The following is a 23,819-nucleotide window of genomic DNA, read 5'->3' as shown; positions in this document are numbered from 1 at the left end:
GGGGCGCCCCGGCGCCGCTGGGGGATGCCGTGCCGGGCGGTGTGGCCAGGGCGAAGCTCGCAAGGATTTGGCGCACAAGACAGCGGCCCCGCCACAAGGGGCGGCACGAGGGACGGGATCAGGTGGACGACCACGACGGCACGGGCAAACCGGGCGAGAACAACGGAACGGCCCCGGCGGGACAGCCGGCCGGGCAGCGGCGCCAGGGCCCGAGGCCCGCGGCGAAGGGGCGCAAGGCTCCGGCCAGGACGACCCGCAAGCCCGCGTCGGCTCCCCCACAGGGTGGGAACCAGCGGGCACAGGACGCACCCGCGCAGGAGGTGACCGGCCAGGAAGCGGCAACTCCCGCTGCCGCCCCGGCGGCCGGCCAGGCGACGGCCGCCGAGGCCACCGCCCCGCAGCCGGCTCAGCCGGCCCCCGAACAGTCGGCCCCGCCCGCCCCGGAACAGGGCGCGACCGACGCGGCGCGAGCCGACGCGGGGGCAGCGGCGAAGAACGGACCCGCGGCCGCGACGGCGGACGGGTCCGCACCGACACAGCCGGCGGCAGCGGCGAAGGGGCCGCAGGCCTCGCCCGCCGCGCCCGGAAAGACGGCGGCGACCCGCGGCAAGCCGACGCTGCCCACGCAGAAAGCCGCCGCCACCCCACCCGCCAAGCCGGCCGTGGCCGCGCGGAAAGCCACGCCCGCCAAGCCCGCGGTGGCCGCGCGGAAGACCACCCCGGCGGTGCCCGCCACCCCCGCCACCCCGGGCACACCCGCCAAGCCCGCCGTGGCCGCGCGGAAGACCACCCCGGCGGTGCCCGCCCAGAAGGTGCCCGCCCAGAAGGCACCCGTCCGGGGCAAGGCCGTCGCGGCGAAGGGCGCCAAGCCCTCCGTACCCAGGCAGAAGACCCCCCAGAAGACCCCCGCCACCGCCCAGGTGGCCGGCCCCCAGGTGACGGAACCCGCCGCCGAGCAGCCGGCTCCGCCGCAAGGCGGTCCCTGGCAGGTGCCCGGCTACCTGTACGAGGGAGATCTCGGCGCGCGCGGCTCCGGCCGCGTCGTGAAGGCCCGGGACGAGGCCAACGGCACCCCGGTGGCGATCACGTACCTGTCCGCGGCGCTGGCGACGGACGCCACCTTCCGGGAGGCGTTCCGCGGCGAGGCCGAGCCGCTCGGCGGCCTCAACTCCTCGCACGTCGAGCGCTTTTACGCCTACGCCGAGGACGGCGCGAACGCCGCGGTCGTGACGGAACTCGTCGACGGCGTCACCCTGGACACCCTGCTGCGGGAGACGGGCGCGACCACCCCCGAGTCGGCCCTCACCGTCCTCAAGGGATCGCTGCTCGGCCTCGCCGCCGCCCACGAGGTCGGCGTCGTCCACCGTGCCGTCCGGCCGGCGAACGTAGCTGTCACGACGGACGGCACCGCCAAACTCGCCGGCTTCGGCCTGGCGCCCCGCGGCGGTGAGGGCACCGCGCCCGCGGCCGACGCCCCCTACACGGCGCCCGAGGTGGGGACCGGCGGCCCCGCCACCGCGGCCGCGGACCTCTACGCGGCGGCCGCCACCTTCCAGGACTGCCTCACCGGCTCGACGCCCCACGCGGCGGGCACCGAAGCCGAGCCGCCGGTTCAGCAGGCCGAGACGCCGATCCCCGGCGGCCGGTTCCCCGAGCCGGTACGGCCCCTGCTCGCCTCGGGCTTGGCCGAAGACCCGGCCGAACGGCCCAAGAGCGCCGCCGACTTCGCCGCCGCGCTGGAAGCGGTGGCCGTCGCGGCGTACGGCGAGGACTGGGAGCAGCGCGGGCGGCAGGAACTCGCGGCACTGGTCGGACCGTTGGTGCAGAAGGCCGCCGAAGAGGCCGCACTCGTGGCTCCGCCGGCACCGGCTCCCCAGACGAGCGGCCCCACCCCGGCCGGCCCGGCGGCGACCGCGATCGCCCCGGCCGCCCTCGCGCGGACCGCACCCCCGTCCGTCGCCTTCGGAGGCGCCGGCGCCACACCCACCGGCAACGGACCGGCACCCGGCGCCGAAGGCCCCAAGCCCCGCTTCGGCCGCCGCGCCAAGATCCTCGCCGTCGCCGTCGCGGGCGTGATCGTCGTGGGTGCCGTCGCCGTCACCGCCATGGCGACGGGTAACAACGACGACGACGCCACCGCGACCCCCACTCCGTCGGCCAGCGCCTCGCTGACCTCGGCCCCGGCTCCCGCGACCACCTCGCCCTCGGCCGTCGCCACCACGCCGACCGGCAGCACCTCCCCTTCGGCCGCACCCACGGTCGCCACCCCGGCCGCGACCGAAAGCACACCCGCCGCGACGGCCACCGCGACACAGGACGTCTCGGCCACGCCTACCGGCACGTCGGCCGGCAAGCCCACCGCCGTACCGACCACCCCCTCGGCCGGGCCCACGAAGACCACCGGGTCGACGGCGGGGCCGCAGGTCTCCTCCGTCGCCGTCACCGGCTTCACCTGCTCGGCGGGCAGCCGCACGGCGAAGGCCACCGTGTTCGTGCGGTACGACGGCGCCGCCGCGGGCACCCTGCACCTGTCCTGGTGGCGCAGCGCCACGGGCACCGAGCAGGGGGCGGTCAGGATCACGCCTCAGACGGCGCGGTTCCCCAAGGGGGCGACGAGCTACACCTTCACGAGCAACTTCTCCTTCACGGCGGACGCGAAGCACCCGTACGTCGGCGTGACCGTGTCCACCGACCCGGCGGCCGGCTCCGGCAACGGCTCCTCCCGGGTGGGCTGCAACTGACCCGGCCCGCCACTCGCGGCCGGCCCTGAGGGCGGCCACCTCTCCCGGCGCCCGCCCGAGCGACACCTCGCTCGGGCGGGCGCACGAGGTGGCCGGGGCATCGTCGTGGGCAGCCGGATGACGTCTGTCGCGACGCGGACCGCCGCACCGGGGCGCCCGGTACGACCCAGCCGGACCGGCCGGCCGGCCGCGGGGCCGGGTGTCAGCCGCTGTGGGTGGTGCCGCTCCGGTAGTCGGTGTACGTGTACGGGTTGTCCAGCACCTTCGTCGCCGGCACATCCGGGTTCATGCCCTGCTGCCATGCCTGCGGGCCGAGTTGGTCCTGGAGGTAGGCCACCGTCCCGTCCACGGTCCGGCGGAGGGCGGCCAGGTCGACATCGACCAGGCGGCCGTCCCGCTTCACGATCCGGCCGTCGACCAGCACGGTGTGCACATCGGCGCGCTGGGCCTGGAAGGCGACGTGCCCGTGCGGGTTGAGCAGCGGGAACGACACGGGGGAATGGTCGTTCTTGATGAGCACCAGGTCGGCCTTCTTGCCGGCCTCGACACTCCCCAGCTCCCCCTCGCGGCCGAGCGCCCGCGCCCCGCCGCGGGTGGCCCACTCCACGACCTGGTCGGCCCGCAGCGCGGCGTGGGTGACGGTCTCGCCGCGCGCGTGCGCCTCCAGGTGCTCGCGGGAGCGGTCGGCGCCCAGGGTGCTGCGCATGGCGGAGAAGAGGTCGCCGCTCCACCACACCGAGGTGTCCATCGACAGCGAGACCGGGATGCCGTGGGCGCGCAGCGCCCAGGTGGGCGGGTAGCCCTGGCCCGCGCTCTGCTCGCTTTCCGTGGACACCGAGACGGACCCGCCGGTGGCGGCTATCCGGTGATAGGAGTCGGCCGACAGCGAGGCCCCGTGGACGTACACGGTCTCCGGGGTCATGAACCCGTGCTCGTGCATCAGCCGGATGCCGTCGTCGCCGGTCGCGCCCCAGACCCCGGCGTGGGTCGTCACCGGTACGCCGAGTTCGCGGGCCACCTCGAAGGCGGACTTCTCCGGGAAGGCGGGGTCGCCGGTGACGTCGAAGGCGAGCTGGAAGCCGAGCAGGTCGCCGCCGGTGACCCGGCGGGAGACGAAGTCACGGAACTCCGGTGTGCCGCTCCAGTTCGCGGGCGCGTCCTGGATGTTGCCGTAGGCGAGGACGAAGCGGCCGGGCACCGCGGTCAGGGCGTCGACGGCGGCGTCGGCGTGCTCGGTGGTCCGCAGCCCGTGGGACCAGTCGACGGTGGTGGTGACGCCGGCGTCGAGCGCCTCCCAGCCGCCCAGCAGATTGCCGGCGTGGATGTCCCGCGGGCGGAAGATCCGGCCCCATTCGAGGTAGTACCAGACGAAGTACTGGGTCAGGGTCCAGTCGGCGCCGTAGCCGCGCATCGCGGTCTGCCACAGGTGCCGGTGGGTGTCGATCATGCCCGGCATCACGATGCCGCCACCCGCGTCGATCTCCACGGTGCCGTCCGGGACGGCCAGTTCGGGGCCGACCGCGGCGATCCGGTCGCCGACGACCAGGACATCGTGTCCGGGCAGCACCCGCCGGGTGCTGTCGACCGTCAGGACGGTGCCGCCCCGCAGGACGACAGGGCGGCCCGCGGTGTCCTTCGTGGGATGACTCATCGCCGCACACTCCTTCACGCGTCATTGCGTACAGTCGTCCGCTGAACGGACAGAGGCTGCTTGCGGCCACCTTCGCGCGGGCTCCCGGCGATGTCAATGGACGGTCGGAGCCGGCTGGAACGCTTCCGCCGACGCGCGATGTCCGCCTCGCGGACAGCAGCGGATACGCTCGGGTGCTGTCAGCTCGCGAGGGAGGTCGTGTCATGCCACGTGCGGGAACCGGTCCGGACTTCATCGAGGCGCTGGCGCGCGGGCTCGATGTGATCACCGCCTTCCGTCCCAACGCTCCGGTGATGACGCTCACCGAGGTGGCCGCGGCCACCTCGCTGGCCCGCCCGACCGCCCGGCGCATCCTGCTGACCCTGGAGGAACTCGGCTATGTCCGCGCGGCCGACCGCGGCTACTCGCTGACCCCGCGGGTCCTGGACCTCGGCGTCGCGTACATACGCTCCATGGGGCTGTGGGACGTGGCCAGGCCGCATCTGGAGCGCCTGGTGGCGCGCACCGGCGAATCCTGCTCGATCGCCCAGCTCGACGGCCCGGACATCGTCTACGTGGCGCGGGTCGCGGTGCCCAAGATCGTGTCGCTGGCGGTGCAGATCGGCACCCGGTTCCCCGCTCTCGCCACGTCGTTGGGGAAGGTGCAGCTCGCGGCCCTGCCGCCGGCCGAGCTGGAGGCGGTGCTGGCCGAGCCGACCCGCTCCGGCCTGGTGGCCCGCTGGCAGCCGGACCGGGCCGAGCGCGACGCCGAGCTGCGGGACGTACGGGCGCGCGGGTGGGCGCTGACCGACGAGCAGCTCACCTTGGGCATCAGATCGGTGGCCGCGCCGCTGCGGGACGGTTCCGGCCGGGTGATCGCCGGGGTCAACGTCAACTGCCACGCGGCGGAGACGTCGGTGGAGCGCCTGCTCGAGCACCATCTGCCGCTGCTGCTCCAGACCGCGGGCGACATCAGCGCCGATTTCGCCCGGGCGCGGGAGGTCCCGCACGTCGAGACGGGCGCTCCGGCGGCTTCCTGAACGGGAGCGGGTTCCGGCGCGGCCGGCCTTGACCGCCGTCCGCCCCGGCGGCAGACTCAGGTTCGGACAAGCGTCCGCTGTACGAACAGGGTGAGGTGAGGCAACGGGTGAACGACACCGCCGACACCACGTCGGAAGCGGGTCCCGCGTCCGGACCGCTGTCGGGCGTACTGGTCGCGGACTTCTCCCGGGTGCTGGCCGGCCCGTACGCCACGATGCTGCTCGCCGACATGGGCGCCGAGGTCGTCAAGGTCGAGGGCCCGCAGGGCGACGAGACACGTGCCTGGATGCCTCCGGTACGCGAGGAGGTCTCCACCTACTACCTCGGGGTCAACCGCGGCAAGCGCTCGATCGCCCTCGACCTGCGGGACAGCGGTGACGCCGCCCTGGCGCGCGAACTGGCCCGCCGCGCCGACGTGGTCATCGAGAACTTCAGGCCGGGCGGACTGGCCAAGTACGGTCTGGACTACGCCGCGGTGAGCGCCGCCAACCCCGGCGCCGTCTACGCCTCGATCAGCGGCTTCGGCAGCGGCGCGGGCCGCGATGTGCCGGGCTACGACCTGATGGTGCAGGCGATCTCCGGGCTGATGAGCCTGACCGGCGACCCGGAGGGGCCGCCCTACCGGGCGGGCATCTCGGTGTTCGACGTCATGGCGGGCAACCACGCGGTGATCGGCATCCTCGCCGCGCTGCGCCACCGCGAGGCCACCGGCAGCGGCCAGCACGTCGAGGTCAACCTGCTGTCGTCGGCCCTCACCGGACTGGTCAACCACAGCTCGGCCTATGTGGCCGGCGGTGTGGTGCCGCTCCGGATGGGTAACGCCCACCCCAGTGTCTTCCCGTACGAGCCGCTGCCCACCGCGGACAACGAGCTGATCGTCACCGCCGCGAACGACGGGCAGTTCGCCAGGTTGTGCGGCGTCCTCGGGCTCCCCGACCTCCCCGCCGACCCGCGCTTCGCCCGCAACGCGGACCGCACCAGGAACCGGGAGGAGTTGCGCCCGCTGCTGGCGGAGAAGCTGGCCACCCGGGGCGCGGTGGAGTGGTTCGAGGCCCTCACCGCGGTTGGGGTGCCCTGCGGGCCGATCAACACCATCGACGGCGGCTTCGCCATGGCGGAGCGCTTCGGGCTCGATCCGGTGGTCGAGGTGGGCGAGGGCGAGCGGGCGGTGCCGACCACCCGCAACCCCATCCGCTTCTCCGCCACCCCCGTCGGCTACCGGCGGCCGCCGCCGGCCCTCGACGAGCACGGCGCCGAACTACGCGCGTGGCTGACCGCTCCGCAGGAGGAAGCCGATGCCTGAGCAGCCCCACTCCCCGCGGCCGGTCTACGAGACCGCCCTCGGCGCGTCGTCACCGGACCGGATCACCCTGCTCGGCCACGATCTGGCCGAGGATGTCATGGGCACGGTCGGCTTCGGTGAACTGGCCTTCTGGCTTGCGACACAGCGGCGGCCGGCCCCGGGAGAGGTCCGGGTGTTCGAGGCCGTGCTGGCGGCGCTGGCCGACCACGGCTTCACACCGACCGCCATCGTCACCCGGCTGACCTATCTCTCCGCGCCCGATTCGGTCCAAGGGGCTCTGGCCGCAGGCCTGTTGGGCGGCGGATCACGCTTCCTCGGCGTCACCGAGGACTGCGGGCGGTTCCTGCACGATGTACTGGAGTCGGTCGAAGGACCGCTGCCGACGGACGACGCCGGATGGGACGCGCTGGCGCTGGCCACGGTGACCGCGCGCCGCGAGGCCCGCGCCTTCGTCCCCGGGCTCGGCCACCACGTCCACAAGCAGGGCGACCCGCGCACCCCGCGGCTGCTGCGGATCACCGCCGAGGAGGGCCTCCTCGGCCCGCACCTGGCCCTCTTCAGCGCCATCGGCCGGGTGCATCCGCCGGTGCTCGGCAAGACCCTGCCGCTCAACGGCGCGGGTGTCTGCGGCGCCGCGCTGGCCGACCTCGGGCTGCCGCTCGAACTGCTGCGCGGCTTCGCGCTGCTGGCCCGTACCGCCGGGCTGATCGGCCAGCTCGCCGAGGAGCTGCGCCACCCCGTCGGCAACGACATCTTCCTGTCGGTGGACCTCAACAACCGCTCGGTCGCACCCGATCCGTATCCGCACCAGCCCAGCCGGCCGCACCAGCCAGACCGTTCGCAGCAGCACTGATCTCGGGCGCCCAAGAGCACCCGGCCGAGCAAAGGAGGGGCAGAGATGGCCGAGTTGGTGGCGGTGATCGCGTCCACCCATCATCCTTTCTACTACCGTGCCAGCACATCCTCAGGGGCCGACCGGCCGCCGTTCGCCGATGAGTGGGTACGCAAGATCGAGGCGTTCCGCGCCACGCTCACCCGGGCCCGCCCCGATGTGCTCGTCATGGTCGGCTCCGACCACTTCCACCAGCTGTGGCTGGACAACATGCCGCAGTTCCTGGTCGGCAAGGCGCCGTTCTACGACGGCAACTTCGCCAACGAGCAGCGGGAGTTCGGGCTGCCGAGGATGCTGCTCAAGGGGCAGGAGGACCTCTCGGCCCATGTGCTGCGCGAGGGTCTTGACGCCGGCTTCGACCTGGCCTTCTCCAATGAACTGCGGATTGACCACTCGATCACCTGCCCGATCATCACGCTGCGCCCCGAGGCGGATCTGCCCATCGTGCCGATCTACACCAACATCTTCGCGCCGCCGCTCCCCCAGCCGAAGCGTTTCGTCCAGCTCGGGCGCACCATCCGGCAGGTGATCGAGTCCTGGCCGTCGGAGCTGCGGGTCGCGGTGATCGGCACCGGGCACCTGTCGCTGGAACTGGGCGGCCCGCGGCAGTTCGGCCCGACCGGGCCCGACCCGCGCTTCGACCAGAAGGCGGTCGGCTGGATCGCCGGCGGCGACATCGAGGAGTGCCTGGGCGAGGTCAGCCTGGACAGCCTGCACCTGCCGGGCAACGCCACCCATGGATTCATGGACTTCATGCTGATGATGGGCGTGGCCGGCGAGGGCCAAAAGGCCGACTACGTGGACACGCTCGATCTCTTCCACACCATGGAGGCGTACTTCACCTGGTATCCGAACGGAGCGCCGGCATGAGCAGGTACCTGCTGAACAAGTTCCTCTACACCGTCGACCGCGACGCCGACCTGGTGGAGCGCTATCGCGCCGACCCCGTGGCCACGGTCGCGCGGTGGGAGGAGGAGTACGCCAACCGCCTGCTGAACTGTGTGGCCGACGAGGCCACCACCTGGCTGGCGTTCGACGACACCGAGCGGCTGGCGCTCACCACCTACGACTACCCGAAACTCTTCGAGCTGGGCGCCCACCCCTTCCTCACCCTGACGCTTTTCATCGGCCTGTTCGAGCGGGATCACTCCGAGCCGCTCGGCTTCCAGCTCGAATACGCCCGGCGCCTGTCCCACGTCTCGCTGCCCTACCCGGACATCGCCACCTGAGCCCCCGCTGACCCCCGGGCGGGCTCAGACGTAGTCGTCCAGCCGGGCGACGGTGTAGCCCTGGGCGGCGATTCCCCGCAGCATGGCGGCGACCATTTTCGTCATCGATTCGCCCTTGAGCTGTGCGGGGCCGCGGAAGTGCGCCAGGATGATGTCGCCGGGGTGGAACTTCCGGCCGGGGTCCTGGAAAGTGACCCTTTTGATCTGCATCGTCTCGCGCCAGAGGATGATCGCCCGAAGACCGCCGCAGGACGTCACGGCGGCGCGCGTGTCGGCGTTGAGATCTCCGTACGGCGGGCGGAAGAGGCCGGGCCTGACGCCGTATTCACGCGCCAGTCTGCTCTGCTGCGCGCATATCTCGTGGGTCTGCCGGGCGAGCGACTCGGTGGGCAGATCGGGATGGCTGAGGGTGTGGTCCTGGATCGTGTTGCCGAGCGCCTGAAGCGGCTTGAAGTAGCTGTAGTCGTCTTTGATGATGTCGTCGGTCAGGAACATGGTGAAGGGGATCCTCAGGTCGCGCATCATCGCGACGAAGCGGGGGTCCTTCTCCAGTCCGTCGTCGAAAGTGACGAAGACGATCTTCTGCTCGGTCGGAACGCGACTGATCACGGGTATCTCCGCGCCGCCCGTCCGCACCGGCTTCACCGCGGGCGGGCGGGGCGGCAGCGCGAGCAGCGGTACGCCCCAGGCGCGGAACCGCGCGGCCCGTTCGGCGGCCGCCTTGGCATCGCTCCCCGCGCCGCCCTCCTGATCCCCGTGCGTCACGACCGGGGAGCCGCTGCCGGGAGAGCCGCTGCCGGCGGGCGCCGGCGGCCCGGTGGTGCAGCCGCCGGTGCCCAGCAGAGCGGCCAGTAGAGCGGCCACGGCCAGGGCGGGGAGCAGTGCTTTCGCGCGCATGAGGGGAACGTCCTGTCTCGTCGTCGAACCGTGCTGTCCGAGCACGTGACGGCGGTGCGGGAGGTGCCAGACGGGCTCACCCCGAAGGATGCGGATCACGGTGCGCCGGTTCCACGATCGCCCCTCCGCTCCGATCGAGACTGATTCGTTATTCAATCGATTACGATTCATATGCCAACTGCTGCTACCGGCCCGTGTCCTTTCCGAGACATCCGGCGTGATGCGCGGCATAGGACGTACATCACCTACGAAGCGGGATAGTGCGTCGCGGACCCGCGAAACAGCGGAAATGACGGAGCGGAATTCGGGCGGCGCAAAGCCCACTACTAAGCGGCTTAGCACAAAGGGCAATTGTCGGGTCATTTTTCGACTGCTAAGAATGTGCTCGCCGCAGCGCACCGCTAATCGAAATGCGGGTCGGACAGACGTGGGGACCGGCAACTGCGGACAAGCAATCCCTGGAACGAGGTCCGCTCCATGCCCATTCCCGCCTTCAATCGCTCGATCAAGACGCGTCTGCTCTCCCCGCGTGGCGCCGTTGTCGCCGGCACGTTCGCCCTGACCTGTGCGGTCGTGACGGGGACGGCCCAGGCCGCCACCGCTCCCCCTGCCTCTCCCGCCACCACGCAGCCGACCGCGCAGTCGGCTGCGTCGTCCGCCAAGACCACGTACACGGTCACGGCGGGCGACACGCTCTTCGGCATCGCCCGGTCACAGAAGGTGCCCGGCGGCTGGCCGGCCATCGCGACGGCCAACAAGATCCTCAGCCCGTACATCATCCGGCCGGGCCAGGTCCTGACCCTGCCGGCCGGGTCGGCCAAGGCGGCCGCCAAGACCTCCACCCCGGCCACCGCGGCCACCCCGGCCACGGCGACCACGGCGACCACGGCGACCACCGCCTCCGCCGTCACCGCGTCCGCCACGTCGGCGTCCACGGCGACCGGCCAGACCTACACCGACGACCTGGACGGGTGGATCAAGCACTCGCTGGCGATCATGGCCCAGGACGGCATCCCGGGAAGCTACGACGGCATCCACCGCAACATCATCCGTGAGTCCTCGGGCAACCCGAACGCCATCAACCTCTGGGACTCCAACGCCGCGGCCGGCCACCCCTCGATCGGTCTGCTCCAGGTGATCCAGCCGACCTTCGACGCGTACCACGTGCCGGGCACCTCGAACGACATCTACGACCCGGTCGCGAACATCACCGCCGCGTGCAACTACGCGTACCACGTGTACGGCTCCATCGACAACGTCAACGGCCCGTACTAAGCCCGCCGCCAGGCACGTTTCCCGAGCCGCCGCCCCGGACCGGTCCGCCCGGTCCGGGGCGGCGGCCGCCTCAGTTCACCGGCTGGGAGGTACGGAACCGCAGTCCGTCGTCGGCGGCTTCGACCAGGACATGGCTGCCCGAGGTGAGCCGGCCGTCGAGCAGCAGCCGGGAGAGCTGGTTGTCCACCTCGCGCTGGATGGTGCGGCGCAGCGGCCGGGCGCCGTACTCCGGCTGGTGGCCCTTCTCGGCGAGCCGGTCCACCGCCTCGGGGGTGAACTCGATGGTCACGTCCTGGGCGCGCAGTCGGCGCCGTGTCTCCTCCAGCAGCAGATCGGTGACCTCGCGCAACTGCTCCTTCGAGAGCCGGCGGAAGATCACGGTCTCGTCGATCCGGTTGAGGAACTCGGGCCGGAAGTGTTCGCGCAGCGGGCGCAGCACCTGCTCCCTGCGCCCTTCCTCGTCGGCGTCCGCGCCGCCGGACCCGAAGCCGAGCGTGGCGCCGCTCCTGCTGATCGCCTCGGAACCGAGGTTGCTGGTCATCACGATCACCGTGTTGGTGAAGTCGACCGTACGGCCCTGGGCGTCGGTCAGCCGCCCGTCGTCCAGCACTTGCAGCAGGATGTTGAAGACATCCGGATGCGCCTTCTCCACCTCGTCGAGCAGCAGCAGCGTGTAGGGGTGGCGCCGGACCGCCTCGGTGAGCTGCCCGGCCTCGTCGTGGCCCACGTATCCGGGCGGCGCGCCGACCAGCCGGCTGACGGTGTGCCGCTCCTGGTACTCGCTCATGTCCAGCCGGACCATCCGCTCCTCGCTGCCGAACAGCGCCTCCGCCAGTGCCCGGGCCAGCTCGGTCTTGCCGACACCGGTGGGGCCGAGGAAGAGGAAGCTGCCGATGGGCCGGTCCGGGCTCGACAGCCCGGCCCGGGAGCGCAGCACCGCCTCGGCGACCGCGGTGACCGCCTCGTCCTGGCCGACCACCCGCCGGTGCAGATGGTCGTCGAGGCCGAGCAGCCGGTCCTTCTCCTCCTGGGTGAGGCTGGCCACCGGGATGCCCGTCTGCCGTGACACCACCTCGGCGATGTCCTCGACGGTGACCTCCGTGGTCTGTCCGTCGGTCGGCCGGTGGTTCTGCCCGGCCTCGACCTTCGCGGCCAGTTCGCCGAGGCGGTCGCGCAGTTCGGTGGCGCGCTCGTACTGCTCGGCGGCCACCGCCTGGTCCTTGTCGCGGGTGAGCTGTTCCATCTGCTGCTCCATCGCCCGCACCTCGCCGCCCTTGGCGCCGGCCCGCAGCCGGACCCGCGCCCCGGCCTGGTCCATCAGGTCGATCGCCTTGTCCGGCAGGAAACGGTCGGTGATGTAGCGGTCGGACATCTCGACCGCCGCGAGCAGCGCCTCGTCGGTGTAGCGGACCTGGTGGTGCGCCTCGTAGCGGTCACGCAGGCCGCGCAGGATCTCCACGGCGTCCGAGGTCGTCGGCTCGGGTACCAGGACCGGCTGGAAGCGGCGGGCCAGCGCGGCGTCCTTCTCGATCCGGCGGAACTCGACCAGCGTGGTGGCACCGACGATGTGCAGCTCGCCCCTGGCCAGCGCGGGCTTGAGCATGTTTCCCGCGTCCATCGACCCGCCCTCGGTCCCGCCGGCGCCCACACCCACCACGGTGTGCAGTTCGTCGATGAAGATCACCAACTGGTCGGAGTGCGCGCGGATCTCGTCGATGATGGCGTTCAGCCGCTCCTCGAAGTCACCTCGGTAGCGGGTGCCCGCCACCACACCGGACAGGTCGAGCGCGACCACCCGGCGGTCCGCGAGCGTGTCCGGCACGTCACCGTCGGCTATCCGCTGCGCGAGGCCCTCGACGATGGCGGTCTTGCCGACGCCGGCGTCCCCGATGAGCACCGGGTTGTTCTTGCCCCGGCGGGAGAGGACCTCGACGGTCTGCTCGATCTCCTCGTCCCGGCCGATGACCGGGTCCACGCTGCCCTCGCGGGCCTGGGCGGTCAGATCCCGTCCGAACCGGTCCAGGGTCGGGGTGGGGCTGCCGCCCCGCTGCTCGGGGCGGCCCGGCTGGCGGTGCTGGCCCTGCCGTGGTGCGCCCGGCTCGAAGCGGGCCGCGTTGAGCATCTGCCCGGCGGCCGCCTCGGGGTTCGCGGCCAGCGCCATCAGGATGTGCTCGGGTCCGATGTAGGTGGCGCCCGAGGCCCGCGCCATGTCGTGCGCGTCCAGCAGAGTGCGTTTGACCGCGGGGGTGACGGCCACCGACTGGGGTGCGCCGCGGCCCGAGGCGTCGCCGGCGTGCCGGTCGATCTCGGCGGCGAGCCGGTCGGGGTCGGTATCGGATCGCGCGACCAGGCTGCGGGTGGGCTCGACACTCAGCGCGGCGCGCAGCAGATGCTCGGTGTCGAGTTCACCGCTGCCGTGCTCCGCCGCGTAGGAGGCGGCCGAGCCGACGAGCTGCCGGGCCGGGCCGCTCATCAGCCGCCCGATGTCGATGTGCCGCTGGCCTCCGCCGAGGCGGGCGAAGAAGTCGGCCAACGGGTCCTGGCCGGATCCCTCGGGCCCTGTGAAGCCGTTGCTCATAGCCAACCATTCCGGCGCCCCGGCCGAACGGCGAGGCACTGCTCCCCGGCCGACCCGCTGCGCACTGTTCCGGTGGACGTCTCCCTTCTTCGGCGTATGCCCTACTTGTCCTTGTTCATACCATCTGCCTCGGGCGGCCGGGCGCCGGTGGCACCGGGCCGCTACATGCCGGCGCCGCCCCTCGGCGGGTTCCCAGGTCCGGGGATGTAGTGCTTGACGATCGCCAGGTCGGGGTTGTGGGCAGCCCGGCGATGGGCTTCCGGGTCCTGGTACCTCGCCAGCCGGCGGCGACCGGACATCGTGTCCCTGATCAGGGTGACGGTTCGGGTGAGCAGGTGCTTCATCGTTTCCCCCGTGCTCGGTCCTGGTGGTCTTTCCCGCAGTATGCGCCGGGCGGACCGATTCCATGCCCGAGGTGAGCGGAACTTGAGCTTTGACCGGTGGGCCGGGTTCTCCCGGTACGGGCCGGCCCTTCGCCGGGCGGACGGCGGATGGACCGGCTCGGCAAGGGCCCCCCGATCAGGCCGGGTTGAGGGGCTGCCCGCCCGTGTCCACCCGGCCCTCGGCGACCAGCCAGGCCAGTGCCTCGCGGACGGCCTGAAGCGAGGAGTACCGCGGCGCGTATCCGAGCAGCCGGCGCGCGCGTTCGATGCTCACGTTGCTGCTGTGCGTGATGTGGTCGTACGTGATGTCGGCCGCCTGCGCGTCGACGGCCGAGGCCCACTGCTCGAAGGGGGCGAAGGCGAGCCGGGCCGGCCGGCCGAACCAGCCGGCCACCTCCGCCGCGTACCCCCGGAGGGTGAGCGCCTGCTCGGAACAGATGTGGAAGGCCCGTCCCCGCGACGCGGCGGGATCGTGCAGGGCCGACTCGAAGGCCTGCGCCACGTCGTCGGCGTGGACATGGTGCAGCGTTTCCAGGCCCGCGTTGGGCAGCAGCACCTCCTCACCCCTGGCCAGCGCCCCGTACACCGCCGGGTCGAAGTTGCCCGCCGGATTGACCGGCACCCAGCCCGGACCGCTGATGTGTCCGGGGTGCAGAACGGTGGTGGGTGTGCCGCCCAGCGCCGACTGGCGCAGCAGATGGTCCTCCGCGGCGGCCTTGTTCACCCCGTAGTCGCCGAACGGCTTGCGTGCGGCGTCCTCGCGGACGGGCACCTCCGTCGGCACGCCGTGCACCCATACGGTGCCGCAGTGCACGAGGTGAGCGGTGACGCCGCGCAGCGCCTCGGCGAGCTGCCGGGCGCTGTCGGGGGTGAAGCAGACCATGTCCACCACGGCGTCAGCGCCGTATCCGGCGACGCGCTTGCCGAACGAGCCGGCGGCGTCCTCGGCCGCCCGGTCCGCGTGGACCCTGCGGACGTCCTTCCACGCGGCGTCCGGGTGGTAGGGGTCGCTCGGGCCGCGGGTGATGACCGTCACGTCATGCCCGTGTCGGACGAGCCGCGGCACCAGGAAGCCGCCTACATGACCGGTTCCGCCGATGACCACGACGCGCATTGCAGTTCCTCCGGGAGGTCTCGGCGCGGCAGCACGAAACCTCGTGCCGCGCGGGTGTTGGCCCATCGCCCGCCCGGCGCCCGAGCCGGAGGCGGTGCGCTCTGCACCAGACCAAAAGAATCACCCGAAGTCAATCATTACTGAACCCCGCCGCTCCGCCGGGCCGGTGGAAGGCCGGCCCGGCCGAGCGGCGCCGGCTCAGGCGACGGTCGCCTCGAGCGCGGAGTAGAGCCCGGAGCCCGCGGTGATCCGCCGCAGGGCGAAGCCGCCGGCGGTGAGGAGCCGGCGCCACTCGGACTCACTGCGCTGGCGACCGCCGAGCATCCCGAGCATGGTGATGTCGATCATCTTGGTGGGGTGGGGGACGTCGCCCTCGGGTACCACCATGTCGATCACCACCAGCCGGGCACCGGCCGGGGCGGCCTTCGCGACGTTCCCCAGAATGCGCAGGGCCGAGGTGTCGTCCCAGTCCTGGAGGACGGCGGAGAGCACATAGACGTCCGCGACCGGCACGCCGGTGAAGAAATCCCCGGCGACGATCTCGACCCGTTCGGCCAGCCCGGCGGCCCGCACCGTCGGCCCGGCCGCGGAGACGGTGCTCGGCAGATCGAAGACGATGCCCCTGCGCTCGGGACGCCCGGCGAGCAGTTCCACCAGCAAGGTGCCGTCCGCTCCGCCGATATCGGCGACGATCGCGCCCTCGGGGAGGTCATGGACGGCCAGCAGGTTACCGCGGGCGTGCTGGGTGAACCCGGCCATGGCCTGGTTCTGCAACTCGGCGAGTTCCGGGTTCTCGTTGATCCAGTCGAAGAAGGGCTTGCCGAGGAAGACCGTCGCCGCGGGCTCACCGGTCCTTACGGTGTCCAGCAGATTCCCGAACGGCGCGTAATGGGTCTGCCGGAAATACCGGGCGACGCTCCGGACGGAATCGGCCGGGCCGTCGGCGAGCGTGCGCCCGAGGTCGGTGATGTCGACGGTGTCACCGGAGGTACGGAACACCCCGTCCTGTGCCAGCACACGGATGATCCGTGCGAGCGCGTCGGCATCGGCGCCCACGACGGCCGCCAGGTCATCCACCCGCCGCGGTCCGCCGAGAAGTTCCGTCGCCACCCCGAGTTCGGCGACGACGAACAATGCCTGGGATATCTCGAAACCGGTCAGCAACTGCTGCATCCGCACCGCTGCCGGCAGGGTCGTTTCCGCACTGGCCATGATATGCGCTCCCGATCGGAGAAATATGGTGACGTGGTACCCCCGTGCTGGAGATCATCGCGCAGGCCGCCGGCGGAGGTACCAAATCCCCTGCCAACCTGTGGCGATCCAGCGCCAGGAAACTGTCCGGGGGCCGGACCGGGAGCGAGGTTTTTACCTCGCCGGTTGAACTCGGTGCCCCGCTCGTTCGTATGGCAGGAGAGGGGGCCGCCCGCGGCGGACCCGTGTGCCGCGGCGCCGAGGAGCCCGCCGGCCACCCGATGAGGAGCGCGTACGTGTCGCCGGATGTGTCAACCTACCGTCGTGAATTCAAAGCCCTGAGTGACCGGGCCGACATCGAAGTGGTCGAGTCCGCCCTGGGGGTCGGACAGGTCCGCCACAACTGGCTGGAACTGCGGGACTTCGCCTTCGGGCTGCTGACGTGCACGGTCGGCCCGGTGGCGTTCGTCAACGCGCGGACGACATCCTCGACCGTGTGGAAGGAGGGAATCGCCGGGGATTTCATCGGTTTCACCCGGGTGAGCGATGGCGGGGGGTGGGTGCGGTTCGGGGACGACACCATGGACCTGGCGCCCGGAGACAGTTATGCCTTCTCCACCGAGCGGGGATTCACCTGCCACACCCCGCTCTATCAGAACATCGGCCTGATAGCGGTCCCCCGGCTGCACCTCAAGCAGTTGGGCCTCTCGGAAGAACTGCTCCGGCCGAAGGGTGAGTTCGCCCCTCCCGACAGCGCGGCGGACGTGCTCTTCGATCTTTTCCAGACCCTCGCCCTACGTCTGGAAAACGGGCCCGCCCTGTCCCGTAAAGCGTTGCTGAGCGTCAATGAATCGATTGTCCGGATGGCCGCCGCGGTGCTGGAGGAGAACGCGCCCGCGAAAGACCCCGGGCTTCCGACCGCGGCCAGGAACCTCATCGACGGCCGGCTGGGCGATCCCTGTCTCACCCCGGCCGGGGTCGCGGCGGCACTGCACGTATCGGAGCGCACCCTCTATCGGGCCTTTTCCGGCGCCGACCAGTCCGTCGCCTCCTACATACGGGCAGCCCGACTGCGGCGTATCAAGCGGGAACTGGACACGGTGGGCGGGGCGGCGAACATCCGGGATGTGGCCGAGCGCTGGGGTTTCGCCAACGGCGGCTATTTCGCGAAACTCTTTCAGCAGGAGTTCGGCCTGGCGCCGAGCGAATATCTCAAGGGCCTGCGGTGAAGGGGGACGCCCGCTGATCCGGCGTGCCCGGACGGGGTGAGCAGCCGCCGCCCGTCGTGGAGACCCGCGGCTGGCCGAAACTTTCGGCGGTTCTGACGGCCGGAAAGAGATCTTTTCGACCATCCCTGCCCGGCAGACCACGTCCGTTCGGCCGCGCAGGGCCATTGAGCAGGCTGAACACCAGGCTCAGAGATCACCGACCGCAACGCAGCTTTCGCAACTCCTGCCGAAAGCGTTGACAGTCCCGCGAAGCCGGACCAACACTGTCGCCGTCGACAGCCTTCCCCCTCCCGGGGCACCACCCCCCATTCCAACGGCACCTGGACCTGGCCCACCGTCTCCCGCACCGCACCTGACCCCAGCTCCGTCAGCTCCGTCAGCTCCGTCCGGAGAACCGGAGCCGGAGCCATCGACCGCCCCACCGATCGATGCCCCGTCCCGTCCGCACCGTGACCACGAGGAGTCCCCCCACATGCGAACCGCACCGCATCGGCCCTTACGCTCCCTGCTCACCGGACTGGCCGTCGCCGCCACGGCCGTGGCGAGCGTCGTCACCCTCAGCGTCGACGCCACCCCTTCGCACGCCGCCACCTGCAACGGATACGTCGGACTCACCTTCGACGACGGCCCGTCCAACGACCACACGCCGAGCCTGCTCAACGCGCTCAAGCAGAACGGTCTACGGGCCACGGTGTTCAACGAGGGGCAGTACGCCGCCTCCTACCCGTCCCAGGTCCAGGCCGAGGTCAACGCCGGGATGTGGGTCGGCAACCACAGCTACACCCATCCGCATCTGATCCAGGAGAGCCAGGCGCAGATCGACTCGGAGGTCTCCAGGACCCAGCAGGCGATCGCGAGCGCGGGCGGCGGCACACCGAAGCTCTTCCGCCCGCCGTACGGTGAGACCAACTCGACGCTTCAGGCCGTCGAGGCCAAGTACGGCCTGACCCAGATCATCTGGGACATCGACTCGCAGGACTGGAACGGCGCCAGCACCGACGCGATCGTGCAGGCCAACGCGCGGCTCACCAACGGCCAGATCATCCTGATGCACGAGTGGCCCGCCAACACCCTCGCCGCGATCCCCCGCATCGCCCAGGGCCTGGCCGCACGCGGCCTGTGCGCCGGCATGATCTCCCCGCAGACAGGCCGCGCCGTGGCCCCTGACGGCGGCGGCACCGGGGGCGGGACCGGCGGCGGCACTGGTGGAGGCACCGGCGGCGGTACCGGCGGCGGCGGCTGCACCGCCACGCTCTCCGCCGGCCAGCAGTGGAGCGACCGCTACAACCTCAATGTCGCCGTCACCGGCTCCAGCAACTGGACCGTGACCATGAACGTCCCCTCCCCCGAGAAGATCATCGCCACCTGGAACATCGCCGCCAGCTACCCCAGCGCCCAAGTCCTCACCGCCAAGCCCAACGGCAGCGGCAACACCTGGGGCGTCACGCTCCAGACCAACGGCACCTGGACCTGGCCCAGCGTGTCCTGCACCTCCAGCTGACTCCTTCCAGCCGGCCCCTGACACCCCAGCTCACCGCACCCGTGGCGCGGCGGCCGCAGACCGCCGCGCCACGGGTGCGCCCAGCGGCCGACCAGGGCGGGATCACCACGAAAACAACGACCAGAGCGGTCAGCGCCCGCGGCGCCGGAAGCGGTCGGTCCAGCGGCGCCGCCCCGCCACCGGGTGCGGGGTCAAAGGCGCGGCCGACGAGGGCCGCCCTCCTGCCTGGGCCGGCCGGTACGGCCCCTCGGCCGCCGGAGGGTGCAGGCCCTCCAGGGTGTAGCGGGTGGTCGCGATGCACTCCACGATCTGCTCGTCGGTGAAGTTCTCCGACCCCGACACATGCGGTACGAAACCGATCAGCACTCCGTCGCTGACGATCTCCGCGTCCAGGCCCGCGGCGCCGTCCACGTTCCACAGGGCCTCGATGTTCTTGTCGAGGACCACCCGGATCCCGTGCTTGTAGACACCCGCGTGTTCGACATGCGCCATGACCCTGCGGGCCTGTAGCTGCTCCGTCAGACGTCCGGCTCGATCCGCGTCCACCCGGCGGCCCCTTCCACCTGCGCGTTCACCGCGCGGGGCTTGCTCCCGCGCCTCCTGCTTCCACGCTACTGCGGTCGGGACGGCAACTCGCCGCTCACCGGGCGACCGAAAGTCGGTGGCGGTCGCGGGACAGCGGGGCCGCGTCGCCCGCCCGGTGGTGCTCCGGCCGGACCCGGGGGACCCTGAAGAGGCTCGGCCGTCGTGCTCGCGGAGGTCGACGACACGTACGAGGTGATGCCCGTATGGCCATACCACTGAGCAGAGGCCCCGACCGGCTGCTGACGCTGCCGGGTGTGTACGTCCCGCAGCACGACACCCGCGCGCTGATCCGCGCGATGGGCAGGGAGGACATCGGGCCCGGCACGGACGTGCTGGACATCGGCACGGGCAGCGGAGCGCTGGCGGTGTGTGCCGCGCGCACCGGGGCATGTGTCACCGCCATCGACATCGCCCGGCGCGCGGTGGCCTGTGCCCGGCTGAACGCCGCGCTGACCCGGCAGAAGGTCACCGTGCGCCTCGCGGACCTGGCATCGCTCGACCATACGTTTGACATGGTGGTCAGCAACCCGCCGTACGTCCCCGCCCCGGCCGGGAAACCGCCGGTCCGCGGCATCGCCCGCGCGTGGGACGCCGGTCACGACGGCCGGGCGGTCATCGACCGTATCTGCGGCGCCGCCCCGACGATGCTGCGACCGGGTGGCGTACTGCTCATGGTGCACTCCGGGCTCAGCGGCGCGCACACCACGCTCCACCACCTGCGGCGCGCCGGGCTCACGGCCGAGATCACCGACCGGGAGCTGGTGCCCTTCGGCCCGGTGCTGCGGTCACGGGCGCCATGGCTGCGCCTGCGCGGTCTGCTGGGCGGAAACCAGGAGGCGGAGGAGCTGGTGGTCATCCGGGCCGAGCGCCGTTGAGGACCCGGGACCCCGCCATGACCACCTTCCGTGAGCCGCGCGCGGCGGCGCCCGCGCTCCCCGCGGACAGGGGACACCTGTCCTCGGCGGTGCTCGGCCGGCTCCGCGGCGAGCACGGGCCACCGCCGCCGGCCCCGGCGGTGGCGAGCGCCGATCCCTACGGCGACGATCTGCAACTGGCCCTGTACACCCTCTACGAACTGCACTATCAGGGGTTCGAAGGAGTGGACGACGATCAGGAGTGGGACCCCGGTCTGCTGAATCTGCGGCAGGCGCTGGAAGGGTCCTTTCTCGCCGCGTTGCGCGCCGGTGTTCCCGGCACGGTGAGCGCCTCCGACGCTCTGGGCCGCATCCTGGTCGAACCCGTCGAGGACGAGGGCGACGGGGTCGGCCACTATCTGCGGGACGAGGCCGCCGCCGACCAGGTACGCGAATACGCGGCCCTGCGCTCCCTGTACCACCTCAAGGAAGCCGACCCGCACGCCTGGGTCATCCCCCGGCTGCACGGCCCGGCCAAGGCCGCCATGGTCGCGGTGGAATTCGACGAGTTCGGCGCCGGCCGGGCCGAGCACATCCACGCCAGGCTCTACGCGGAACTGATGCTCGACCTCGGTCTCGACACCGCGTACGGCCGCTATCTCGACGCCGCGCCCGCCGAGGCGCTGGCCACCGTCAACCTGATGTCGCTGTTCGGACTGCACCGGGCCCTGCGGGGCGCCCTCATCGGGCACTTCGCCGCGGTCGAGATCACCTCGTCGCCGGGGTCGCGGCGCCTCGCCCAGGCGATGCGCCGGATCGGGGCCGGCCCGGCGGCGGCGAGATTCTACGAGGAACACGTCGAGGCCGACGCCGTCCACGAGCAGGTGGTAAAGCGCCAGGTGATCGCCCCGCTGCTGGCCGCGGAGCCCCGCCTCGAAGCTGATGTCGCCTTCGGCATCGAGGCCACCGGCCTGCTCGACGAGCGGCTCGGGGAGGCGCTGCTGCGCTCCTGGCGGGGCAGCCGCAGCGCGCTGCGGCTGCCCCTGGCCCCGGACGGCGGATGAGCGGACGAGCTAGACGAGCGGCGGGCGGCGCGTGCTCAGGCGCCGCCTCCCGCCGCTCGGGGTGCACCCAGTGGGATCACTGGTCCCCGGGGTCAGAGCGCCGCTCGCACCGCCGTCGGCCTCAGCGGCTCGATGGCGGCGGCGACGGCGGCCGTGAGGTAGTCGATCCGCCCGTCGCCCGCAGCATCACCACACCGCCCCGGACGGCCGCCAGGATGCTGCGGGCCCGGTCGGGCGCGACCCCCTCGACCCCGCCGGCCTCCTCGGCCTCGTCGGCCCCCTCATTTGACTCGTCACCTCCTTGACCGGTGACGCGCTAGCTGCGAAGGTGTGTGCCAGAAACACAGACGGCGCGAACCGCACTGAGAGAGTGGAGCCGGCCATGGAGATCAGGATCATCACCGACGGAGCCGCCACGCGCCTCGCACGGTTCGGCAAGCTGCCGGAGCGGGTGCGCCACGAGGACATGGTCGAGACCCAGGTCGCGCCGAACGACCCGGCGAAAAGCGCGTACGACCCCGAGGCGTCGTGGAACCACTTCAACTGCCTGGCCATGGACCTGGGCCTGTAAGGACGGCAGGACGAGTGACGGATGACGTCGTAGCGTCGAGCAGGGGCACACCGCGTCGAGCGGTACGCCCCTTCAGACCGCGTCGGTCAGCGGCACGCCCAGCAGTGTCTCAAGCCGGGCGATCGTCTCCAGCGGCTCCCGGGCGTGGACGGTGGTGAAGCCCAACTCCGCAGCCGGGGCCAGATACTGCTCCGTGTCGTCGACGAACACACACTGCTCGGCGGGCAGATCGAGCATCTTGAGCATGAGCTGGAAGATCTCCGGTTCCGGCTTGCGCAGCCGGCACTCCTCGGAGATCACCACCGCGTCGTACAACCGCTCCAGGTCGTAGCCGTCGTAGAGGTTCCACGGGTCGAGACCGGCCGAGTTGGAGAGCACGCCGACCTTCACCCCTGCCCGGCGCGCGGCGGCAGCGGCGGCTATCAGCGAGGCCTCGGGGCGCAGATCGGCGAACATCCGGCCCATGAGGTTGTCCGGCGGGACACCGAGCCTGGCGGCGGCGTCGGTGTTCCACTGGGCCTGGGTGATCGCGCCGCGCTCGAGTTCATGGGTCCGGCGGGTCGCCTCCTCGTCCAGGTACAACGCGGTGATCGCGGCCCCCTCGGGCAGTCCCTCGCGTTTTTCGAAGGCCAACACGGCGGGAAGCAGCGGGGTGGTCAGCACACCGCCGAAGTCGAGGACGAGGCCCCTGCTGGTTGTCATGGAGAAACCCTAGTGCGGTCGGTGGTGAGCGGCCGTGGCGATCCGCCCGTCGAGACCTCCGGCGACGACCGGCTCAAGCGGTGGTGCCCAGCGTCGCGACGGGAGATTACGCGTCAAGCAAGCACGGACACGTGTGAGGTGCCCGGCCGTTGCCGGCGCCGGTCCGGCGACCCCTCCCGAGGGAGGGGGGCGCCGGCGTCGCGGCGGGCGACCGCCGACCGGTCAGGCCTTGTTCAGACCGGTGATGGCCGTCATGTCGTCCTCGGTCAGCTCGAAGTCGAACAGCTCGAAGTTCTCCCGGATCCGCTGCGGCGTGACCGACTTCGGAATGATGATGTCACCGCGCTGGAGCTGCCAGCGCAGTGTCACCTGGGCGGTCGACCGACCGGTCCGGGCCGCGATCCCGCTGATCACCGGGTCGTTGAGCACCTTGCCCTGGGCGATCGGCGAGTACGCCTCGGTGGCGATGCCGTGCTCGGCGTCGAACGCCCGCAGGCTGTCCTCGGTGCGGTAGGGGTGCACCTCGATCTGGTTGACCGCGGGCACGGTCGTGTTGGCCCCCATCAGGCGGCGCAAGTGGTCCTGCCCGAAGTTGGAGACCCCGATCGCCTTGACCCGCCCGGAACGCTCGATCTCCTCCAGGGCGCTCCAGGTGTCCACGAAGTCCCCGTCGGTGGCCACCGGCCAGTGGATGAGGAAGAGGTCGAGGTAGTCGAGCCCGAGTTCGTCCATGGTCCGGTCGAACGCCCGCAGCGCGTCGTCGTGCGCGTGGGCGTTGCCCGTCAGCTTGCTGGTGACGAAGATCTCGGCGCGGTCGATCCCGGAGTCGCGGACCGCCTGGCCGACCCCCTTCTCGTTGCGGTAGGCCTGTGCGGTGTCGATGTGCCGGTAGCCGACCTCCAGCGCGGCGAGGGTCACCTCCCGGGTGTCCTCCGGCGGGATCTGATAGACCCCGAAGCCGAGCTGCGGGATCTTGACACCGTTGTTGAGTGTGACGTCGGGTACTGCGGTGGATGACATGCGGTTCCTTGATCGTCTC

Annotated in this window: 21 protein-coding genes; 12 read left to right on the top strand and 9 right to left on the bottom strand. The window is 71.6% G+C overall.

What is annotated here, in order from left to right; translation table 11 throughout:
- Nucleotides 1–122: 122 nt before the first annotated feature.
- Nucleotides 123–2,741, top strand: a complete 2,619-nt coding sequence (locus tag OG519_RS31605; RefSeq protein WP_405591222.1) for a protein kinase domain-containing protein — start codon at nucleotides 123–125, stop codon at nucleotides 2,739–2,741.
- Between the two features lie 202 nt (nucleotides 2,742–2,943).
- Here the strand turns inward: OG519_RS31605 and OG519_RS31600 are convergent, their stop codons facing one another.
- Nucleotides 2,944–4,392 carry an amidohydrolase family protein gene (locus OG519_RS31600; protein WP_405591219.1) on the bottom strand — a complete coding sequence of 483 codons (1,449 nt, stop codon included), beginning with the start codon at nucleotides 4,390–4,392 and terminating at the stop codon, nucleotides 2,944–2,946.
- Between the two features lie 203 nt (nucleotides 4,393–4,595).
- Between OG519_RS31600 and OG519_RS31595 the strand changes: the two genes are divergently transcribed.
- The 5 genes from OG519_RS31595 (at nucleotide 4,596) to OG519_RS31575 (ending at nucleotide 8,836) form a co-directional block, all read left to right on the top strand.
- Entirely contained in the window at nucleotides 4,596–5,411 is an 816-nt protein-coding gene (locus OG519_RS31595; RefSeq protein ID WP_405591216.1) for an IclR family transcriptional regulator C-terminal domain-containing protein, read from the top strand.
- 107 nt (nucleotides 5,412–5,518) lie between these two features.
- Nucleotides 5,519–6,715 (top strand): CaiB/BaiF CoA transferase family protein, encoded by a 1,197-nt coding sequence (locus OG519_RS31590; RefSeq protein ID WP_405591213.1) that lies wholly within the window; start codon nucleotides 5,519–5,521, stop codon nucleotides 6,713–6,715.
- Nucleotides 6,708–7,568 (top strand): citryl-CoA lyase, encoded by an 861-nt coding sequence (locus OG519_RS31585; RefSeq protein ID WP_405591210.1) that lies wholly within the window; start codon nucleotides 6,708–6,710, stop codon nucleotides 7,566–7,568. The genes OG519_RS31590 and OG519_RS31585 overlap by 8 nt, the downstream gene beginning before the upstream one ends.
- A gap of 45 nt (nucleotides 7,569–7,613) precedes the next feature.
- A complete protein-coding gene (locus OG519_RS31580; RefSeq protein ID WP_405591207.1) occupies nucleotides 7,614–8,477 on the top strand; it encodes an extradiol ring-cleavage dioxygenase in 864 nt (287 codons plus the stop codon).
- Nucleotides 8,474–8,836 carry a hypothetical protein gene (locus OG519_RS31575; protein ID WP_405591205.1) on the top strand — a complete coding sequence of 121 codons (363 nt, stop codon included), beginning with the start codon at nucleotides 8,474–8,476 and terminating at the stop codon, nucleotides 8,834–8,836. Before OG519_RS31580 ends, OG519_RS31575 begins: the two co-directional genes overlap by 4 nt.
- Nucleotides 8,837–8,860: 24 nt before the next feature.
- Here OG519_RS31575 and OG519_RS31570 read toward each other — a convergent pair whose 3' ends face one another.
- Nucleotides 8,861–9,733, bottom strand: a complete 873-nt coding sequence (locus tag OG519_RS31570; protein ID WP_405591202.1) for a polysaccharide deacetylase family protein — start codon at nucleotides 9,731–9,733, stop codon at nucleotides 8,861–8,863.
- Nucleotides 9,734–10,210: 477 nt separating this feature from the next.
- Between OG519_RS31570 and OG519_RS31565 the strand changes: the two genes are divergently transcribed.
- A complete protein-coding gene (locus tag OG519_RS31565) occupies nucleotides 10,211–11,008 on the top strand; it encodes a LysM peptidoglycan-binding domain-containing protein (protein ID WP_405591199.1) in 798 nt (265 codons plus the stop codon).
- A gap of 70 nt (nucleotides 11,009–11,078) precedes the next feature.
- Here OG519_RS31565 and OG519_RS31560 read toward each other — a convergent pair whose 3' ends face one another.
- The 4 genes from OG519_RS31560 to OG519_RS31545 all read right to left on the bottom strand — a co-directional run bounded on the left by OG519_RS31560 (nucleotide 11,079) and on the right by OG519_RS31545 (nucleotide 16,295).
- Complete coding sequence (locus tag OG519_RS31560; RefSeq protein ID WP_405591196.1) at nucleotides 11,079–13,586, bottom strand: ATP-dependent Clp protease ATP-binding subunit; 2,508 nt, start codon at nucleotides 13,584–13,586, stop codon at nucleotides 11,079–11,081.
- A gap of 161 nt (nucleotides 13,587–13,747) precedes the next feature.
- Nucleotides 13,748–13,930, bottom strand: a complete 183-nt coding sequence (locus tag OG519_RS31555) for a hypothetical protein (RefSeq protein WP_405591193.1) — start codon at nucleotides 13,928–13,930, stop codon at nucleotides 13,748–13,750.
- Between the two features lie 175 nt (nucleotides 13,931–14,105).
- Nucleotides 14,106–15,083 carry an NAD-dependent epimerase/dehydratase family protein gene (locus tag OG519_RS31550; protein ID WP_405591190.1) on the bottom strand — a complete coding sequence of 326 codons (978 nt, stop codon included), beginning with the start codon at nucleotides 15,081–15,083 and terminating at the stop codon, nucleotides 14,106–14,108.
- A gap of 198 nt (nucleotides 15,084–15,281) precedes the next feature.
- Entirely contained in the window at nucleotides 15,282–16,295 is a 1,014-nt protein-coding gene (locus OG519_RS31545) for a methyltransferase (protein ID WP_405591187.1), read from the bottom strand.
- Nucleotides 16,296–16,339: 44 nt separating this feature from the next.
- Here OG519_RS31545 and OG519_RS31540 point away from each other — a divergent pair, with 44 nt between their 5' ends.
- Together OG519_RS31540 and OG519_RS31535 are read left to right on the top strand one after the other, a co-directional pair.
- Complete coding sequence (locus tag OG519_RS31540) at nucleotides 16,340–17,503, top strand: helix-turn-helix transcriptional regulator (protein WP_405591184.1); 1,164 nt, start codon at nucleotides 16,340–16,342, stop codon at nucleotides 17,501–17,503.
- Between the two features lie 472 nt (nucleotides 17,504–17,975).
- A complete protein-coding gene (locus tag OG519_RS31535) occupies nucleotides 17,976–19,004 on the top strand; it encodes a polysaccharide deacetylase family protein (RefSeq protein ID WP_405591181.1) in 1,029 nt (342 codons plus the stop codon).
- A gap of 129 nt (nucleotides 19,005–19,133) precedes the next feature.
- On the opposite strand, the gene OG519_RS31530 is transcribed toward OG519_RS31535, so the two are convergent.
- Nucleotides 19,134–19,550: a hypothetical protein gene (locus tag OG519_RS31530; protein WP_405591178.1), complete on the bottom strand. Its 417-nt coding sequence runs from the start codon at nucleotides 19,548–19,550 to the stop codon at nucleotides 19,134–19,136.
- Between the two features lie 242 nt (nucleotides 19,551–19,792).
- Here OG519_RS31530 and OG519_RS31525 point away from each other — a divergent pair, with 242 nt between their 5' ends.
- From OG519_RS31525 to OG519_RS31515, 3 genes are all read left to right on the top strand, one after another.
- On the top strand, nucleotides 19,793–20,464 hold the full coding sequence (locus tag OG519_RS31525; protein ID WP_405591175.1) for a HemK2/MTQ2 family protein methyltransferase: 672 nt from the start codon (nucleotides 19,793–19,795) through the stop codon (nucleotides 20,462–20,464).
- 17 nt (nucleotides 20,465–20,481) lie between these two features.
- Complete coding sequence (locus tag OG519_RS31520) at nucleotides 20,482–21,507, top strand: iron-containing redox enzyme family protein (protein WP_405591172.1); 1,026 nt, start codon at nucleotides 20,482–20,484, stop codon at nucleotides 21,505–21,507.
- A gap of 382 nt (nucleotides 21,508–21,889) precedes the next feature.
- Nucleotides 21,890–22,078 carry a hypothetical protein gene (locus tag OG519_RS31515; RefSeq protein ID WP_405591169.1) on the top strand — a complete coding sequence of 63 codons (189 nt, stop codon included), beginning with the start codon at nucleotides 21,890–21,892 and terminating at the stop codon, nucleotides 22,076–22,078.
- A 72-nt stretch (nucleotides 22,079–22,150) separates the two neighbouring features.
- Here OG519_RS31515 and OG519_RS31510 read toward each other — a convergent pair whose 3' ends face one another.
- Nucleotides 22,151–22,780: an HAD-IA family hydrolase gene (locus OG519_RS31510; RefSeq protein ID WP_405591166.1), complete on the bottom strand. Its 630-nt coding sequence runs from the start codon at nucleotides 22,778–22,780 to the stop codon at nucleotides 22,151–22,153.
- A gap of 222 nt (nucleotides 22,781–23,002) precedes the next feature.
- The gene (locus OG519_RS31505; RefSeq protein WP_405591164.1) at nucleotides 23,003–23,800 is read right to left on the bottom strand and encodes an aldo/keto reductase; all 798 of its coding nucleotides are present in this window, start codon (nucleotides 23,798–23,800) and stop codon (nucleotides 23,003–23,005) included.
- Nucleotides 23,801–23,819: the final 19 nt, after the last annotated feature.

The organism is Streptomyces sp. NBC_01190 (genome assembly GCF_045039895.1).
Taxonomy (GTDB): domain Bacteria; phylum Actinomycetota; class Actinomycetes; order Streptomycetales; family Streptomycetaceae; genus Actinacidiphila.
Note: the sequence above shows the minus strand (reverse complement) of the source record. Positions and strands in the feature narration are given on the sequence as shown.

Bases quoted from the DNA above. Each gene is read 5' to 3' on its own strand.
- OG519_RS31600 (WP_405591219.1), bottom strand. From the start codon at position 4,392: ATGAGTCATCCCACGAAGGACACCGCGGGCCGCCCTGTCGTCCTGCGG.
- OG519_RS31595 (WP_405591216.1), top strand. From the start codon at position 4,596: ATGCCACGTGCGGGAACCGGTCCGGACTTCATCGAGGCGCTGGCGCGC.
- OG519_RS31585 (WP_405591210.1), top strand. From the start codon at position 6,708: ATGCCTGAGCAGCCCCACTCCCCGCGGCCGGTCTACGAGACCGCCCTC.
- OG519_RS31580 (WP_405591207.1), top strand. From the start codon at position 7,614: ATGGCCGAGTTGGTGGCGGTGATCGCGTCCACCCATCATCCTTTCTAC.
- OG519_RS31575 (WP_405591205.1), top strand. From the start codon at position 8,474: ATGAGCAGGTACCTGCTGAACAAGTTCCTCTACACCGTCGACCGCGAC.
- OG519_RS31570 (WP_405591202.1), bottom strand. From the start codon at position 9,733: ATGCGCGCGAAAGCACTGCTCCCCGCCCTGGCCGTGGCCGCTCTACTG.
- OG519_RS31565 (WP_405591199.1), top strand. From the start codon at position 10,211: ATGCCCATTCCCGCCTTCAATCGCTCGATCAAGACGCGTCTGCTCTCC.
- OG519_RS31560 (WP_405591196.1), bottom strand. From the start codon at position 13,586: ATGAGCAACGGCTTCACAGGGCCCGAGGGATCCGGCCAGGACCCGTTG.
- OG519_RS31555 (WP_405591193.1), bottom strand. From the start codon at position 13,930: ATGAAGCACCTGCTCACCCGAACCGTCACCCTGATCAGGGACACGATG.
- OG519_RS31550 (WP_405591190.1), bottom strand. From the start codon at position 15,083: ATGCGCGTCGTGGTCATCGGCGGAACCGGTCATGTAGGCGGCTTCCTG.
- OG519_RS31545 (WP_405591187.1), bottom strand. From the start codon at position 16,295: ATGGCCAGTGCGGAAACGACCCTGCCGGCAGCGGTGCGGATGCAGCAG.
- OG519_RS31535 (WP_405591181.1), top strand. From the start codon at position 17,976: ATGCGAACCGCACCGCATCGGCCCTTACGCTCCCTGCTCACCGGACTG.
- OG519_RS31525 (WP_405591175.1), top strand. From the start codon at position 19,793: ATGGCCATACCACTGAGCAGAGGCCCCGACCGGCTGCTGACGCTGCCG.
- OG519_RS31520 (WP_405591172.1), top strand. From the start codon at position 20,482: ATGACCACCTTCCGTGAGCCGCGCGCGGCGGCGCCCGCGCTCCCCGCG.
- OG519_RS31515 (WP_405591169.1), top strand. From the start codon at position 21,890: ATGGAGATCAGGATCATCACCGACGGAGCCGCCACGCGCCTCGCACGG.
- OG519_RS31510 (WP_405591166.1), bottom strand. From the start codon at position 22,780: ATGACAACCAGCAGGGGCCTCGTCCTCGACTTCGGCGGTGTGCTGACC.
- OG519_RS31505 (WP_405591164.1), bottom strand. From the start codon at position 23,800: ATGTCATCCACCGCAGTACCCGACGTCACACTCAACAACGGTGTCAAG.